This is a genomic window from Flavobacterium tistrianum, from assembly GCF_003254545.1.
Taxonomy (GTDB): Bacteria; Bacteroidota; Bacteroidia; order Flavobacteriales; family Flavobacteriaceae; genus Flavobacterium; species Flavobacterium tistrianum.
In genome coordinates this window covers 84,127-98,044 of record NZ_QJRH01000065.1, presented here as the reverse complement: position 1 = coordinate 98,044, position 13,918 = coordinate 84,127, and the positions used below count along the sequence as shown (strand labels likewise).

17 protein-coding genes and 2 tRNA genes are annotated in these 13,918 nt (G+C 32.7%); 10 read left to right on the top strand and 9 right to left on the bottom strand.

Annotated features, from left to right (window positions below):
• The first annotated feature begins 150 nt into the window (after positions 1-150).
• The 6 genes from DMB71_RS07445 (at position 151) to DMB71_RS07420 (ending at position 4,753) form a co-directional block, all read left to right on the top strand.
• Positions 151-1,632, top strand: coding sequence for a helix-turn-helix domain-containing protein (locus DMB71_RS07445; RefSeq protein WP_111364975.1), 1,482 nt, complete (start codon positions 151-153; stop codon positions 1,630-1,632).
• A 6-nt stretch (positions 1,633-1,638) separates the two neighbouring features.
• Positions 1,639-1,998, top strand: a complete 360-nt coding sequence (locus DMB71_RS07440) for a hypothetical protein (RefSeq protein WP_111364974.1) — start codon at positions 1,639-1,641, stop codon at positions 1,996-1,998.
• Between the two features lie 128 nt (positions 1,999-2,126).
• Positions 2,127-2,537, top strand: a complete 411-nt coding sequence (locus DMB71_RS07435) for a DMP19 family protein (protein ID WP_111364969.1) — start codon at positions 2,127-2,129, stop codon at positions 2,535-2,537.
• A gap of 427 nt (positions 2,538-2,964) precedes the next feature.
• The gene (locus DMB71_RS07430; protein ID WP_111364968.1) at positions 2,965-3,681 is read left to right on the top strand and encodes a pirin family protein; all 717 of its coding nucleotides are present in this window, start codon (positions 2,965-2,967) and stop codon (positions 3,679-3,681) included.
• A 167-nt stretch (positions 3,682-3,848) separates the two neighbouring features.
• On the top strand, positions 3,849-4,076 hold the full coding sequence (locus DMB71_RS07425; protein WP_111364966.1) for a (4Fe-4S)-binding protein: 228 nt from the start codon (positions 3,849-3,851) through the stop codon (positions 4,074-4,076).
• Positions 4,077-4,219: 143 nt separating this feature from the next.
• Complete coding sequence (locus DMB71_RS07420) at positions 4,220-4,753, top strand: YceI family protein (protein WP_109191894.1); 534 nt, start codon at positions 4,220-4,222, stop codon at positions 4,751-4,753.
• 214 nt (positions 4,754-4,967) lie between these two features.
• On the opposite strand, the gene DMB71_RS07415 is transcribed toward DMB71_RS07420, so the two are convergent.
• Positions 4,968-5,831, bottom strand: a complete 864-nt coding sequence (locus tag DMB71_RS07415; protein ID WP_111364965.1) for a helix-turn-helix domain-containing protein — start codon at positions 5,829-5,831, stop codon at positions 4,968-4,970.
• A gap of 96 nt (positions 5,832-5,927) precedes the next feature.
• Here DMB71_RS07415 and DMB71_RS07410 point away from each other — a divergent pair, with 96 nt between their 5' ends.
• Positions 5,928-6,290 carry a DUF983 domain-containing protein gene (locus DMB71_RS07410; RefSeq protein WP_111364963.1) on the top strand — a complete coding sequence of 121 codons (363 nt, stop codon included), beginning with the start codon at positions 5,928-5,930 and terminating at the stop codon, positions 6,288-6,290.
• Between the two features lie 70 nt (positions 6,291-6,360).
• Positions 6,361-7,233 carry an ACP S-malonyltransferase gene (gene fabD, locus DMB71_RS07405; protein WP_111364962.1) on the top strand — a complete coding sequence of 291 codons (873 nt, stop codon included), beginning with the start codon at positions 6,361-6,363 and terminating at the stop codon, positions 7,231-7,233.
• A gap of 127 nt (positions 7,234-7,360) precedes the next feature.
• On the opposite strand, the gene DMB71_RS07400 is transcribed toward fabD, so the two are convergent.
• From DMB71_RS07400 to DMB71_RS07380, 5 genes are all read right to left on the bottom strand, one after another.
• Positions 7,361-7,654 carry a hypothetical protein gene (locus DMB71_RS07400; RefSeq protein ID WP_111364960.1) on the bottom strand — a complete coding sequence of 98 codons (294 nt, stop codon included), beginning with the start codon at positions 7,652-7,654 and terminating at the stop codon, positions 7,361-7,363.
• A complete protein-coding gene (locus DMB71_RS07395) occupies positions 7,639-7,833 on the bottom strand; it encodes a hypothetical protein (RefSeq protein ID WP_111364959.1) in 195 nt (64 codons plus the stop codon). The genes DMB71_RS07400 and DMB71_RS07395 overlap by 16 nt, the downstream gene beginning before the upstream one ends.
• Before the next feature lie 52 nt (positions 7,834-7,885).
• A complete protein-coding gene (locus tag DMB71_RS07390) occupies positions 7,886-8,791 on the bottom strand; it encodes a DMT family transporter (RefSeq protein WP_111364957.1) in 906 nt (301 codons plus the stop codon).
• A gap of 77 nt (positions 8,792-8,868) precedes the next feature.
• Complete coding sequence (galE, locus tag DMB71_RS07385; RefSeq protein WP_111364955.1) at positions 8,869-9,885, bottom strand: UDP-glucose 4-epimerase GalE; 1,017 nt, start codon at positions 9,883-9,885, stop codon at positions 8,869-8,871.
• 44 nt (positions 9,886-9,929) lie between these two features.
• Positions 9,930-11,063, bottom strand: coding sequence for a DegT/DnrJ/EryC1/StrS family aminotransferase (locus DMB71_RS07380; protein ID WP_111364954.1), 1,134 nt, complete (start codon positions 11,061-11,063; stop codon positions 9,930-9,932).
• Positions 11,064-11,199: 136 nt separating this feature from the next.
• Here DMB71_RS07380 and DMB71_RS07375 point away from each other — a divergent pair, with 136 nt between their 5' ends.
• Positions 11,200-12,429, top strand: a complete 1,230-nt coding sequence (locus DMB71_RS07375) for a 3-deoxy-D-manno-octulosonic acid transferase (protein WP_111364952.1) — start codon at positions 11,200-11,202, stop codon at positions 12,427-12,429.
• A 317-nt stretch (positions 12,430-12,746) separates the two neighbouring features.
• Entirely contained in the window at positions 12,747-12,962 is a 216-nt protein-coding gene (locus tag DMB71_RS07370; protein WP_008467260.1) for a PG1828 family lipoprotein, read from the top strand.
• Positions 12,963-13,083: 121 nt separating this feature from the next.
• Here DMB71_RS07370 and DMB71_RS07365 read toward each other — a convergent pair whose 3' ends face one another.
• The 3 genes from DMB71_RS07365 to DMB71_RS07355 form a co-directional block, all read right to left on the bottom strand.
• On the bottom strand, positions 13,084-13,467 hold the full coding sequence (locus DMB71_RS07365) for a DUF1508 domain-containing protein (protein WP_111364950.1): 384 nt from the start codon (positions 13,465-13,467) through the stop codon (positions 13,084-13,086).
• A 139-nt stretch (positions 13,468-13,606) separates the two neighbouring features.
• A tRNA-Leu gene (locus DMB71_RS07360) sits at positions 13,607-13,692 on the bottom strand.
• A gap of 15 nt (positions 13,693-13,707) precedes the next feature.
• Positions 13,708-13,780, bottom strand: a tRNA-Gly gene (locus tag DMB71_RS07355).
• Positions 13,781-13,918 lie beyond the last annotated feature (138 nt).

Below are 13,918 nucleotides of genomic sequence, written 5' to 3'. Positions count from 1 at the left end.
TATCAAAACAACTCAATCATAACTAATTCATAACTAACAAGTTTCAACGATACAATGTTATAAAAAAGTTTTTTACAAAACAAGCGAACGTTCGCTAAATTTAAAAAATATTTTTTTGGCGATTATTCTTAGATTACTTACATTTGAATTATGGATATCGAAAAAGACTATATAAAGCTGATTTTTGGGCTAAAAATGAAACAAGTTCGCACGCAAAAAAACTTGTCTCTTTTTGGCTTGGCAAAATTGACCAATCTTTCAAAATCGTATTTAAACGAGATTGAAAAGGGAAAAAAATATCCCAAAACAGATAAAATTTTGCTTTTATGCGAACATTTGGACGTGACTTATGATCAAATGGTATCTTTAAAACTCGATAACAACCTCGCTCCTATTGGCGAAATTTTAAAATCTGGAATTTTAAAAGAGATTCCGTTAGAGCTTTTTGGAATTCAGGAAGCTGATTTAATTGATATTATTGCCAATGCTCCCGCGAAAGTCAATGCGTTTATTAGTACGATAATCGAAATTGCACAGCATTATAATTTAAGCCGAGAAAGTTTCTTTTTGGCTGCTTTGCGCTCGTATCAGGAAGCGCACAGCAATTATTTTGAAGATTTAGAAGAAAAAGTAATTGCGTTTTCGAAGTCGTTTCAGATTAATCTGGATTCTAAAATCAGCATTGAAGAATTGGAAGCGATTCTAAAAGAAGAATACGAATACAACATAAAGGAAATTGCTTTTACAGATCAGGAAGCTTTGGACGATTTGCGTTCGATTTATGTTCCAAAAAGTAAAACTTTATTGCTTTCTACAGAATTGGATACTCCGCAGAAAGCCTTTATTTTGGCTAAAGAAATTGCCTATAATTATTTAAAAATATCAGATCGTTTGCTGACTTTCAGCTGGATTAAGTTTGAAAATTTTGATCAGGTACTACATAATTTTTACGCCTCTTATTTTGCTGGCGCTTTATTATTGCCGAGAAAATTGGTTGTAGACAAAATCAATTCTTTTTTAGAAAATGAAAATCCAAAGCCAGAAGAATTTGTTCAATTGATTGAAAGTTTTGAAGTTTCTCCTGAATCCTTTTATCAACGATTGACTAATTTATTACCGAAGGATTTTCAACTGAAAAACTTATTCTTTTTAAGATTATCGCATAAAATCGGTTCTGATTTTTATCAAATTAATAAAGAATTACATATTACGCATCAACAGGAACCGCATGCCAACGAAACCAATGAGCATTATTGCAGAAGATGGGTTTCGGTAAAAACAATCGACGAAGCCATCAAACAAAATAAACCTCATTTTTTTGATGCTCAAATTTCGAGTTACGCTAACAGCGGAAATGAATATTTAGTTTTTTCATCGGCCACAAAAGATCCATTTTTGCATGATACCATTCGCAGTATTTCTGTTGGAATTTTGATTAATCCAACAATGAAAAAGAAATTCAAGCTTATTGACGGAAAACCTTTGGTGAAACGAATTGTTGGTGTAACTTGCGAAACTTGTGCTGTAAAGGATTGTTTGGAAAGAAGCGCTCCACCGACAGTTTTGGAGAGAGAGAAACGCAATCAAAATACAGACACTGTTGTACAGCAGTTTATAAATCAATACAGTTAGAATGCCATGAAATATTTTGCTATAATAATCACTCTGTTTTTTATCAACTTCAACCAGAAAACAGATAAACTTACTGGTCGTTATAATTATTTGATTGAAGACGACAATGCTTATATCCTAAAAGATAAAATCACTTTTAAGGATAGTATTTTTGTTTTTGATAACAAATATCTGCCAAAAGGAAAAGTTTCTTACAGTAACGTGATATTATTGGATAATTTCATTAATACTGATTTGATTATCAGCATTCCAAGAGATCAAATTAAAAAAGATACTATTCCTTTTTTTATGCATGACAAGAAAAGTTCTTCTGCAAATTATCTTGATGAAGTGGTTGGGAAAGGGAAATTGGTTAGGATTAAATAATAAGGCTTTTTAATAATCTCGCAAAGACGCTAAGGCACAAAGATTGTTTTTTAACACAATCTTGTCATCTCGACGAAGGAGAGATCTCCGCGAGTAGCTCGACAAAGTAAAATCTACAACGAAAAACAATGAAATTATTCAACTTCATTTTATCCTTATTACTAATGACATTTTCAAGTTGTTTAGGCCAAGCTACATCAGAGAAAGAGAAAACCCATATTTCAAAGTCTACAGCTAATATTGAAGAATTAGAAATGGAAGTAAATAACGGAGGATTTAATCAATATTTTTTCAATTCTAGCGGACAAAATTGTTTCAAAACATTAAAAGCATTGAAGAAAAATAAAAAGTTTAAAACCGCGAAAATTCTTGAATCGGCAATTAATTTAATTAATCCGAAAAAACTATCTAATGAAGATTTAATTATAAAACTTCGAAATCAAGAAGTAGAAGAACTAGACAATGAAGAAATAAATGCAAAATTAGAACTCTTGGATTTAGAGTTTTATAAATATGCTGATGGAAATTTACAAGAATAATCTTTCCCAAATCTTTGTAGAGCTACTTGTGGAGATCTCTCCTTCGTCGAGATGACAAAACTGCGTGGTTACTTTGGCATGAAAACTTTGTAATTTCTAATCTTTGTAGAGTTTCGTGTGTGATCCTTCGTTCCTCAGGATGACAAACTGAAATCTTTAAGTTTTTGTCTCAATAAATTCTTCTGAAAATAAAAACTTCTAATCTAGCCCCGATAGAAGTGGAAATCCTTTTGTGGTGGGGTTCACCACAAAAGATTGAAACGGATAGCGGGACTAAACGTCTTTTGGAAACCAAAATCTCTGCTTCAAAAAAAAACTTAGAACCTCAGCATCTTAGAACCTTAGAATCTTTTCTTAACCTAGATTAAGTGCTTTTTTCTACATCGGCTGTATCTTTGTACTATAAAAATAACAAAAGGACAAAATCATGGAAAATATAGTATTGCACAAAGCAGAATCAAGAGGAAATGCAAATCACGGATGGTTAAATGCTTATCATAGCTTTAGTTTTGCGAGCTGGTACAATCCAGACAGAATTCAGTTTGGAGCGCTTCGTGTTTTGAATGATGATACGATTGCTGCCGGAATGGGATTTGGAACTCACCCTCATGATAATATGGAGATTATTACGATTCCGTTGGAAGGTGATTTGGCTCATAAAGACAGCATGGGAAATACTGAAATCATCAAAAATGGTGACATTCAGGTAATGAGTGCCGGAACTGGAATTCAGCATAGCGAGTTTAACCCAAATGCAGATCAGCAGACTAAATTGTTGCAGATTTGGTTGTTTCCAAATAAAAGAAATGCTACTCCACGTTATCAGCAAATTACTTTGGATGTTGCCGACAGACATAATAAATTGTCTCAGGTTTTATCTCCAAATGCAGATGATGAAGGAGTTTGGATTCACCAAGACGCTTGGTTCAATATGGGTAATTTCGATTCTGGAGTTACTGCTGAATATAAAATCAAAAAAGAAGGAAACGGAGTTTATGCTTTCGTTTTGAAAGGAAATGTTACCATCAACGGTCAGGAATTAAACTCTCGTGATGCGGTTGGAATTTCAGGAACTGATACTTTAAATATAAAAGCTAACACAGATGCTGAATTTTTATTAATGGATGTTCCGATGAATTATTAATTCAAACAAAAAAACAATTAACACCTGTACTTTGAAACGATAATAATCTGGTTTACAGATTTATTATCGTTTCTTTTTTTATTCCATTTCAAAAAAGAAAGACTAACTTTATAATTAAAAAATTGGTCTGACTTTAAAATTAAACTAACTCTTAAAAATTTTAAACCATGAATCCAAATAATCTCACTAAAGAATATACAAACGGAGAAGTAACGATTGTATGGCAATCTGGAAAATGCATTCATTCGGCTAATTGCGTTAAAAACAATCCAGATGTTTTTCGCCCAAAGGAAAAACCTTGGATTACTCCAGAAAAATCTACAACTGAGAAAATAATTTCGACTGTTAATAAATGTCCGTCGGGAGCTTTGACATTTTACATGAATAAAAAATAATCCCGGGAGACCTAACAGGTTTTAAAAACCTGTTAGGTCTTTTTACATTTCTTAATCTAGGTTAAGTGCTTCAGGACAACTGTCACTGTAACTTTGTCCTATCAAAATGAAACAAATAAATTAATTATTTAAAAAATAAAATTATGGCAACTACAAAATGGTCAATTGACCCAACTCACTCAGAAATTGGTTTTAAAGTTAAACACATGATGTTTACAAATGTTTCAGGAAAATTTGGAACTTATGATGCTTCTGCAATTACAGAAGGTGAAAGTTTTGACAATGCAGATTTTAGTTTTTCTGCTGATATCGCTTCAATCGACACTGCAAATGCAGATCGTGACGGACATTTAAGAAGCGGTGATTTCTTTGATGCTGAGAATCATCCAAAATTAACTTTCAAATCTTCTGCTTTCAAAAAAATTAATGATGGGGAATTTGAATTAACTGGAGATTTAGACATTAAAGGTGTTTCTAAAACTGTGAAATTCCCAGTTGAGTTTAGCGGAATCATGACTGATCCTTGGGGAAATACTAAAGTTGGTTTAAGCATAGAAGGAAAAATTAATCGTAAAGATTGGGGTTTAAACTGGAACTCAGCTCTTGAAACAGGAGGTGTTTTGGTAGGTGAAGAAGTTCGTTTAAACATTGAATTACAATTTGTAAAACAAGCCTAATCTATTTGGTTTTAGATTTAATTGGTTGGTTATTGAACCCCTTGCGTGAGGACGCAAGGGGTAATTTTTTTTGCCACGAATTCACGAATTTATTTGTCCTAAATACTGGAAATTTTAATGCCACAGATTAAAATGATTATTCGGATTAAATTTGTAAAAATCCTTCAATCTACGGCAAAAGAAAAATAATTCGTGAATTCGTGGCTAAAAAAACTTATCTCTCGGTATTTCTGAATTCTGTTGGCGACATTCCTGTCTGTTTTTTGAAAAAGCGGGAAAAATAGGAATAGTCTTCGTAGCCAACTTTGAATGCGACTTCATTTACAGCTAATTGCCTATCAATCAGCATTCTTTTTATTTCTAAGATTACTCTGTCCATAATTACTTCTGTCGCTGTTTTTTGAAGGATTTCGTTGCAGATTCTGTTTAAATGTTTCAACGTAATATTTAGCTTTTCCGCATAAAACGAAGGCAATTTTTGAGTTCTGAAATGTTCTTCTAAAAGCGACTCAAACTTGTTGATTTTAATATTGTACGAATGGGTTTGATGCGAATAGGTTTCTCCATATTTTCTCGCTACTTCAATATGAATGCAATCCAATAAGTTCAATAATTTATCTAATTGGTATTTGTTGTCTTGGCTATTTTCCTGAATAAGCAAATCGAAATAAGGCTGGATTTTTGGAATTTCTTTTTCTTCAAAAATCATTTCAGGTCGGTTTTGAATAGAATGGTAAAAGTTGTAATCATTGATTTTTTTCTGTCCGAAATACAAATTGTACAATTCCTGCGAAAAGATAATTACAAAACCTTCTATATCTTCTGATAAATTCCAATGGTGCATTTGTCCAGGCTGTAGCACAAACAGGCTTCCTCTTTTGATTTCGAATTGATCAAAATCAACTTCATGTAAACCTGAACCTTTTGTAAAAAAAACCATTAAATAAGAATCATGACGATGCGGTTCCTCGACAAAACTGTGATTTTTTAGATGTTCCGTAAAAGTATTTAGATAAAAATCGCGGTGAATATCGTTACAACTAAAATTCTGAACACTATAAATGGGGTATTTTTTCATAACAAATGTCTTTATTGTGCTACAATAAGCGAAGATACTAAAAAGACTTTTATAAGGCTCTGAATTACCTTTGTTTAAACAAAAATTAACAATATCATGTCAAGCGCATTAACTCATATTTTAAAAAACGAATGTCCTGTTTGTCATAAAGGAAAAGTTTTTACAGATAAAAATATCTTTTTAAATTTTAGTTTTCCTAAAATGAATGAATATTGCAGTCACTGCAATTATAAATTTCAAAAAGAACCTGGTTATTTCTTTGGCGCAATGTATGTAAACTACGGACTAACTGTTGCTCAAGGAATTGCAACGTATTGCATTGCACAGTTTTTCTTTGAGAAAAATTTCGATTTAAGAATTCTTCCAATTATTGCTGTTTCTATCACTTTACTTACTCCTTTTAACCTGAGATTTTCACGATTAGCGTGGATTTACATGTTTAAGGATTATTCGAAATAAAAAAGTATTATTTTTGCCTTTCAATTGAAGCTAATTTTCAATTCAAAAAAATAAAAAACAAATTAGACAAATGAAAGCATACGTATTTCCAGGTCAGGGTGCGCAATTCACAGGAATGGGTAAAGACCTTTATGAAAATTCGGCTTTAGCCAAAGAATTATTCGAAAAAGCTAATGAAATTCTAGGTTTCAGAATTACAGATATCATGTTTGAAGGCACTGCCGAAGAACTAAAAGAAACTAAAGTTACACAGCCAGCTGTATTTTTACACTCAGTTATTTTAGCTAAAACTTTAGAAGATTTCAAACCAGAAATGGTTGCGGGACATTCATTAGGAGAATTTTCGGCTTTGGTAGCTAATGGAACTTTATCTTTTGAAGATGGTTTAAAATTAGTTTCTCAGCGTGCTTTAGCAATGCAAAAAGCTTGCGAAATCACTCCATCTACAATGGCCGCTGTTTTAGGATTAGCTGATAATGTTGTTGAAGAAGTTTGTGCTTCTATCGACGGAGTTGTAGTTGCTGCTAACTATAACTGCCCTGGACAATTAGTAATTTCTGGTGAAACTACAGCAGTTGAAAAAGCTTGTGAAGCTATGAAAGCTGCCGGAGCAAAACGTGCTTTAATTTTACCTGTTGGAGGTGCTTTTCACTCTCCAATGATGGAACCAGCGAGAGAAGAATTGGCAGCTGCAATTGAAGCAACTACTTTCTCTACTCCAATTTGCCCTGTGTATCAAAACGTAACTGCAAATGCAGTTTCTGATGCTAACGAAATTAAAAAGAACTTAATTATTCAGTTAACTGCTCCTGTAAGATGGACACAATCTGTACAACAAATGATCGCTGACGGTGCTACTTTGTTTACTGAAGTTGGTCCTGGAAAAGTTTTAACTGGTTTGATTAATAAAATTGACAAAGAAGCGGCTGTTGCTAATGCTTAATTAGTTTTCCGTCGCGGTCTCAGTTTTCAGTTAAAAAAACTATATACATAAAAAAATCCTCATAGACTTTGAAATTGGTTTATGAGGATTTTGTTTTAGAGATATCCAACTTCGACAGAGTTGTTATTTATAATCGTAGTACCAAATAATTTCTTTCTCTTTTTTCAAAAAAAACATACCAAGTAGTTCTGGAATTTGTTTTGAAAAAAATATAATTTGTCCCTAAATATTTAATTGAACTAGGAGTTTGACAATGCCTTGTTTTCTTCAACCTCTCTGGAATTGCATTATACATTGATAAAACATAATTTTCCGCAGATCCAAGAAATCCAAAATATTCTTTTTTATATAATAAAAGTATTAAATCATCTAAAAACTCTAATACTTTTGGTGTAAATATAACTTCTATTTCCCCCACCATTCTCGAATTCTTCTAATGGATTCTGCTTTTGCTTCCTCAAGAGTTAATCCTTTTGCAAACTCAGCATCAAAATCAAAAGTTTCGGGATCTATACCTTGCCGTCTTGGTTTTTGAATTTCATATTCTATTGCAGGTTCTTCAACCTTATTGTTTTTTTTATTTCCTTTATCCGAATCCATAATTCCTACATTCTTAATTCTTACAAATTTACAAAATAAATTGAATCGAAATTTAGACAGTTTGCTTTTCTTTCTTCTTGTAATTCACAATAAAAACTCCAAGAATAATAAGAACCGTAGCAATAATAAAATCAACTGTAATTACTTCATCTAAAAGCAACCAGCCCAAGAAAACAGCTATTATTGTATTAATGTAGGACAAAATAGAAACCTGAACAGCTGTAACATGTTTTAGTGCATAATTATAACAAAAGAAAGCAATTACAGATCCGAATATTGATAAATACAGAGCTGCAAAAATACTTTTTGAACTCCACGAGTTAAAATCTGGATTTGGTGAGAATATTGAAGCCAGGACCAACTGAATACAAGACGCAATTGTAAATTGGTAAAACAGATTAAGCGTTATATTTTTCGATTTATTAGCATGCATTTTGGTATAAATTGTTCCAGTCGCCCAAGCCAAAATTGCAAATCCCATAAACATCATTCCTGTTCTGTAATTAACATCTAAAAATGAACCTAGTCCATCTTTAAAGATAAAAACTACACCAGAGAATCCAATAATTACACCTACAAATCCTTTTAAACTCATTTTTTGCAATCCAAAAAGAATACTTCCTAAGAAAATGAGGATTGGAGTCAGCGCATTAATAACCGATGCTAATCCACTTGGGATATTCTGCTCTGCAATTGTCGTAAAACCATTTGCAATTACAAGCATTAAAACCGAAGCAATAAGCTGCTGTTTAAAATTTCCCCATCCAATCCATTTTAATTCTTTTTTGGATAATAAAATAGCCATCATAATAAATCCCGCAAGACCTTGACGAATTGAAGTTACAAACCAAGGCGGAATAGTTTCAACTGCAACTCTAATTCCCAAAAAGGTGGTTCCCCAAATAATTCCAACAGCCGCTAGGGCAAATATTAATTTATAATCTAAACTTTGTTTCATGATAATTAATAGCTAAAAAAAATCCCAAACTATATTGCAATAATCTGGGATTTCAAAAATTTATAATTTTATTAAAATTACTTATTCCTCACTTTTTGTTCCCATTTCCATGCACTTGCCATTGCTTCGTCTAAACTTAGTTCAGCCTTCCATCCTAAGACATTATTTGCCTTATCTGTATTTGCGTAAGCTTCAGTAATATCTCCTTCACGACGAGGCATCATCTTATAAGGTAAGTTTTTACCACTGACTTTTTCAAAACTGTGAATGACTTCAAGGACAGAACTTCCTTTTCCTGTTCCTAAATTGAATGTTTCAACTTTTGCTAAATTCTTTTTATTTAATAAACGCTTTAAAGCAATTACGTGTGCTTTTGCCAAATCTACTACATGAATATAATCACGAATTGCAGTTCCGTCTGGCGTTGGATAATCATTTCCGAAAACTGATAATTCCTGACGTAAACCAACTCCTGTTTGTGTAATAAACGGAACTAAGTTTTGAGGAACTCCTAATGGCAATTCACCAATCTGTACAGATTCGTGTGCTCCAACCGGATTAAAGTAGCGTAATAAAATAGCGCTGATATTGGTAACTTTAGCTGTATCTGTAATAATTTCTTCTCCAATCTGTTTTGTATTTCCGTAAGGAGACATCGCAGTTTGGACCGGAGCATCTTCTGTAATCGGCATTTTTTCGGCTTGACCGTAAACCGTACAAGAAGAACTGAAAATAAAACTTGCTTCAGGTTTTTGCTGTAATTCCTGTAAAAGATAAACCAAACTGCTAATGTTGTTTTCATAGTACAACAATGGCTGTTCAACACTTTCACCAACAGCTTTTGAAGCCGCAAAATGAATCACGCCAGTAACATCATTATGTTTTTTAAAGAAATTCCGAACGTCGCTTTTTTCTCTTAAATCAATTTTTTCGAATAAAGGCGTTTTTCCTGTGATGGCTGTAATTCCTTTTAAAACATCTTCTGAAGAGTTTGAAAGATTATCAATTATCACAACTTCGAAGCCTTCATTTTGCAATTCGACTACGGTGTGAGAACCAATAAATCCTAATCCTCCTGTTACTAATACTTTCATTTTGTTGGTTGTTTTTTCTAGTGGTTATTTTAGTTTAAAGCTTTTTATTTATTCAAAAATTCTAAAACAGAATCGGTAATAAATTTAATTTGTTCGTCGTCAAGTTCTGTGTGCATTGGCAAAGCAATTACTTCCTGAACCAATTGATTTGTAACTGGGAATTGCTCCTCTTTGTAACGAGGATCCAAGTATGCCTTTTGAGAATGCAATGGAATTGGATAGTAAATCGCGCAAGGAATTCCTTTATCCAATAAATGCTGCATTAAAGCATTTCTGTCTGCGTCTAAAATTCTCAATACATATTGATGAAAAACGTGATCATTTTCGTTTGCATCAAAATCTGGAGTTACAATTTTTGCATTTCCAGCGAAAGCTGCATTATATTTAGTTGCCGCCAAACGACGAGCTTTATTATATTCATCCAACAGAGGCAATTTTGCATTTAAAACTCCCGCCTGAATACTGTCTAAACGTGAATTTACCCCCACAACATCGTGGTGGTAACGCTCATACATTCCGTGGTTTACAATTCCTCGGATGATGTGCGCCAATTTATCATCGTTTGTAAAAATCGCCCCTCCATCTCCATAACATCCTAAGTTTTTAGAAGGGAAAAAAGAAGTTGCTGCAACGTGACCAATTGTACCTACTTTCACTTTTGATCCAGATTTCGAAATATAATCAGCTCCAATTGCTTGCGCATTATCTTCAATTACATATAGATTATGTTCTTTAGCAATTTCCATAATCGCATCCATGTTCGCCGCACGTCCAAATAAATGAACCGGAACAATCGCTTTTGTTTTTGGCGTAATTGCTTTTTTCACAGCCTCAATATCGATGTTCATATTATGCAAATCAACATCAACTAAAACTGGAGTTAATTGCAATAATGCAATAACCTCAACGGTCGCTGCAAAAGTAAAATCGGCAGTAATAACTTCATCACCTGGTTTTAAATCCAATCCCATCATTGCAATCTGCAACGCATCTGTTCCATTTGCACAAGGAATAACATGTTTTGCGCCCAAATAATCCTCAAGATTCTTTTGAAACTGATGAACTAAAGGTCCGTTGATGTAAGTATTTGTATCTAAAACTTCTTGAATTGAAGCATCTACAGTAGATTTTATTTTCTCGTATTGACTTTTTAAGTCAACCATTTGTATTTTTTTCATTTTCGAATAATATTTAAAAATTCAAAGACTCTTTTTTAACAGAAATCTCTAAAAGGAGGAACAAAAATAGTTATTAATAGGTTCAAACCAATGAAAATAGTCGAAAGAAATGTAATTTAGCTGCAAAAAAAATTACATGCTTTTTTTATACAATCTAGCCATATATCTTGCAGGGTTTTTCTTAAAAATCATAGCATTATTTAGTCCGAAAATTAAGCTTTTTGTTGAAGGCCGAAAAAATGTGTTTTCAATTTTAGAAGAGAAAATCAAAGCAGATGATAAAACTATTTGGTTTCATTCGGCTTCACTGGGGGAATATGAACAAGGACTTCCTGTAATCGAAAAAATTAAAGAAAAACATCCTGAGCATAAGATAATTGTAACCTTTTTTTCGCCATCTGGATACGAAGTGCGTAAAAATAACACAGTTGCAGATGTGACAATTTATTTACCGCTTGATTCCAAAAGCAACGCCAAAAGATTTTTAAAACTAGTTCATCCTGAATTTGCTTTTTTTATCAAATACGAATTTTGGCTAAACTATTTAAAGGAACTAGAAAAAAGCAAAACGCCAACTTACCTGATTTCAGGAATTTTCAGAGACAACCAAATGTTTTTTAAGTGGTATGGCGGTTTCTACAGAAAAGCGCTAAATGCTTTTACTTATTTCTTTGTTCAAAACGAAAAATCAAAACAAAAAGTAGAAAGTCTAGGCTTTAACAATGTAATTGTTTCTGGCGACACACGTTTTGACCGTGTAAATGCTATTTTAGAAAGAAACAACCGACTGGATTATGTTGAGAATTTTAAAAACAACCAGCCTACGATAGTTATTGGAAGTTCATGGCCAAAAGATGAAGTTTTAATTGCTGAATATATTAATCAGGCTCCTGATAATGTAAAATTCATTATTGCGCCACATAATATTAAGCCCGATCAAATTTCAGATCTTCAATCAAAAATTACAAAACCGACCATTTTATTCTCAGAAAAAGAAAACAAAGATCTATCAACCTATAATGTCTTTATAATTGATACTATTGGAATCCTTACTAAAATTTACAGTTATGGAACGATAGCGTATGTTGGCGGCGGATTCGGAAATCCTGGAATACATAATATATTAGAACCTGCTACTTTTGGAATCCCAATCGTAATTGGACCTAATTATTCTAATTTCGCAGAAGCAGTCGATTTAGTGAATATTGGCGGTTGCATACCAATTTCAACAAGTATGGAACTTAAAGAAATTTTTGATCAATTATTGAACGACAAAAACTTTTTGGCTGAAAAAAGCGAAATCTGCAGATCATTTATTCAAAACAACAAAGGAGCCACTGAAACGATCATGAAACTCATCTCCTAACCTTTTGACTTCATAAAGATGTTAAATTTGAAGAAATAAATAGAAACCATTCTACCTAAATACTCTTAAAAAATAGAATAAACCCTAAATCACAGAAACTAAACAACTGATTTTCATAGAGATTATTCAATAAAAAAAAATTTAGGCTAGAAATTAGATAATTTAAGAAAAATTTATAATTTTGGCATATTCTTTGATAAATAAGATAAACGTGAGCAAGGAAAATATTTTAAAAAAAAAGTGAAAAAATATTTTACATATTAAAAAATTTATATCTTTGCCACGAATTAATAATTAACCTTTTATAATAAAGTAAGATGAAAAAAGTATTTTTAAGTTTAGCTGTTGTTGCTGTATTAACTGTTGTATCTTGTAAAAAAGCTGACGCTGCTGCTGAAGCTCCTGCTGTAGATTCTACTGCTGTTGCTGTTGATTCAGCTGCTGCTGTTGTTGATTCTGCTGCTGCAACTGTTGATTCTGCTGCTGCTAAAGTTGATTCTGCTGCTGCTAAAGTAGAAGAAGTAAAAAAATAATTAGAACCTAGTTTCTAACGATTTTAAAACCATCTTTTTAGATGGTTTTTTTTTTATGATTAATTTTTCCATTAATCACAAACAATAAAAAAAAAGCGTCCGTAATTACGAACGCTTTTTTTTATTCTGCCGCTTCCTCCATTTCCTCTTCAACCTCATCATCACCAAAAATCGATTCACTCGAAGAGAAATCCAAAATCTCCGACCTCGAAGAATAAGTGACAATTTCTTTTATTCCTTTCTGCAGAAGCAATTCCGTACTGTATTTTCGACTTGTAGCAAAATGAACATCTCCAAGCATCAATTTAAAAAAATACTTTCCACCCGAGCCTTTAAATTTCAAAAATTTAGCAAGATCAATATTCGCTTTAAACTTCTCAATATCCTCTTCACACTCAAACCTCAATTCATAACTTAAACTTGTAAAAATTACCTTCCCCTTTCGAGAAGTAAACGTAAACTTATATTCATCATTAAACCGTTTGCTAATTACAAAAGCACCCATTTATTAATTTTAGATTTTAGATTGTTGATTTTAGATTTCTGAGATTCTGAGATTCTGAGATTCCAATAAATTTACCGTGTAAATTTATTATCTGCAAGTCTGCAAATAAAAAAAGCCTCTTCAAAAGAAGAGGCTTTAGTACTCAGAGCGGGACTTGAACCCGCACGAACATTGCTGTTCACTGGATTTTAAGTCCAGCGTGTCTACCAATTTCACCATCCGAGCATTGTATGGTTTTAGAGCGAAAAACGGGGCTCGAACCCGCGACCTCGACCTTGGCAAGGTCGCGCTCTACCAACTGAGCTATTTTCGCATTTTCAAATTTTATTAAGAACCGCAACACTTGTTTTGTTTCGTATTGCGAGTGCAAATTTAGGACATTTATTCAATTACACAAGCGTTTTTTCAAAAAAAAATCGACTTATTTTATAACATTCTGATAACCTAAAGT

Excerpts from the sequence above, each read along its gene's own strand:
- DMB71_RS07370 (WP_008467260.1), top strand. The coding sequence starts at position 12,747 with ATGAAAAAAGTATTTTTAAGTTTAGCTGTTGTTGCTGTATTAACTGTT.
- DMB71_RS07410 (WP_111364963.1), top strand. The coding sequence starts at position 5,928 with ATGTCAAGCGCATTAACTCATATTTTAAAAAACGAATGTCCTGTTTGT.
- DMB71_RS07380 (WP_111364954.1), bottom strand. The coding sequence starts at position 11,063 with ATGAAAAAAATACAAATGGTTGACTTAAAAAGTCAATACGAGAAAATA.
- fabD (WP_111364962.1), top strand. The coding sequence starts at position 6,361 with ATGAAAGCATACGTATTTCCAGGTCAGGGTGCGCAATTCACAGGAATG.
- DMB71_RS07390 (WP_111364957.1), bottom strand. The coding sequence starts at position 8,791 with ATGAAACAAAGTTTAGATTATAAATTAATATTTGCCCTAGCGGCTGTT.
- DMB71_RS07375 (WP_111364952.1), top strand. The coding sequence starts at position 11,200 with ATGCTTTTTTTATACAATCTAGCCATATATCTTGCAGGGTTTTTCTTA.
- galE (WP_111364955.1), bottom strand. The coding sequence starts at position 9,885 with ATGAAAGTATTAGTAACAGGAGGATTAGGATTTATTGGTTCTCACACC.
- DMB71_RS07445 (WP_111364975.1), top strand. The coding sequence starts at position 151 with ATGGATATCGAAAAAGACTATATAAAGCTGATTTTTGGGCTAAAAATG.
- DMB71_RS07400 (WP_111364960.1), bottom strand. The coding sequence starts at position 7,654 with ATGGTGGGGGAAATAGAAGTTATATTTACACCAAAAGTATTAGAGTTT.
- DMB71_RS07430 (WP_111364968.1), top strand. The coding sequence starts at position 2,965 with ATGGAAAATATAGTATTGCACAAAGCAGAATCAAGAGGAAATGCAAAT.
- DMB71_RS07415 (WP_111364965.1), bottom strand. The coding sequence starts at position 5,831 with ATGAAAAAATACCCCATTTATAGTGTTCAGAATTTTAGTTGTAACGAT.
- DMB71_RS07435 (WP_111364969.1), top strand. The coding sequence starts at position 2,127 with ATGAAATTATTCAACTTCATTTTATCCTTATTACTAATGACATTTTCA.
- DMB71_RS07425 (WP_111364966.1), top strand. The coding sequence starts at position 3,849 with ATGAATCCAAATAATCTCACTAAAGAATATACAAACGGAGAAGTAACG.
- DMB71_RS07420 (WP_109191894.1), top strand. The coding sequence starts at position 4,220 with ATGGCAACTACAAAATGGTCAATTGACCCAACTCACTCAGAAATTGGT.
- DMB71_RS07395 (WP_111364959.1), bottom strand. The coding sequence starts at position 7,833 with ATGGATTCGGATAAAGGAAATAAAAAAAACAATAAGGTTGAAGAACCT.
- DMB71_RS07440 (WP_111364974.1), top strand. The coding sequence starts at position 1,639 with ATGAAATATTTTGCTATAATAATCACTCTGTTTTTTATCAACTTCAAC.
- DMB71_RS07365 (WP_111364950.1), bottom strand. The coding sequence starts at position 13,467 with ATGGGTGCTTTTGTAATTAGCAAACGGTTTAATGATGAATATAAGTTT.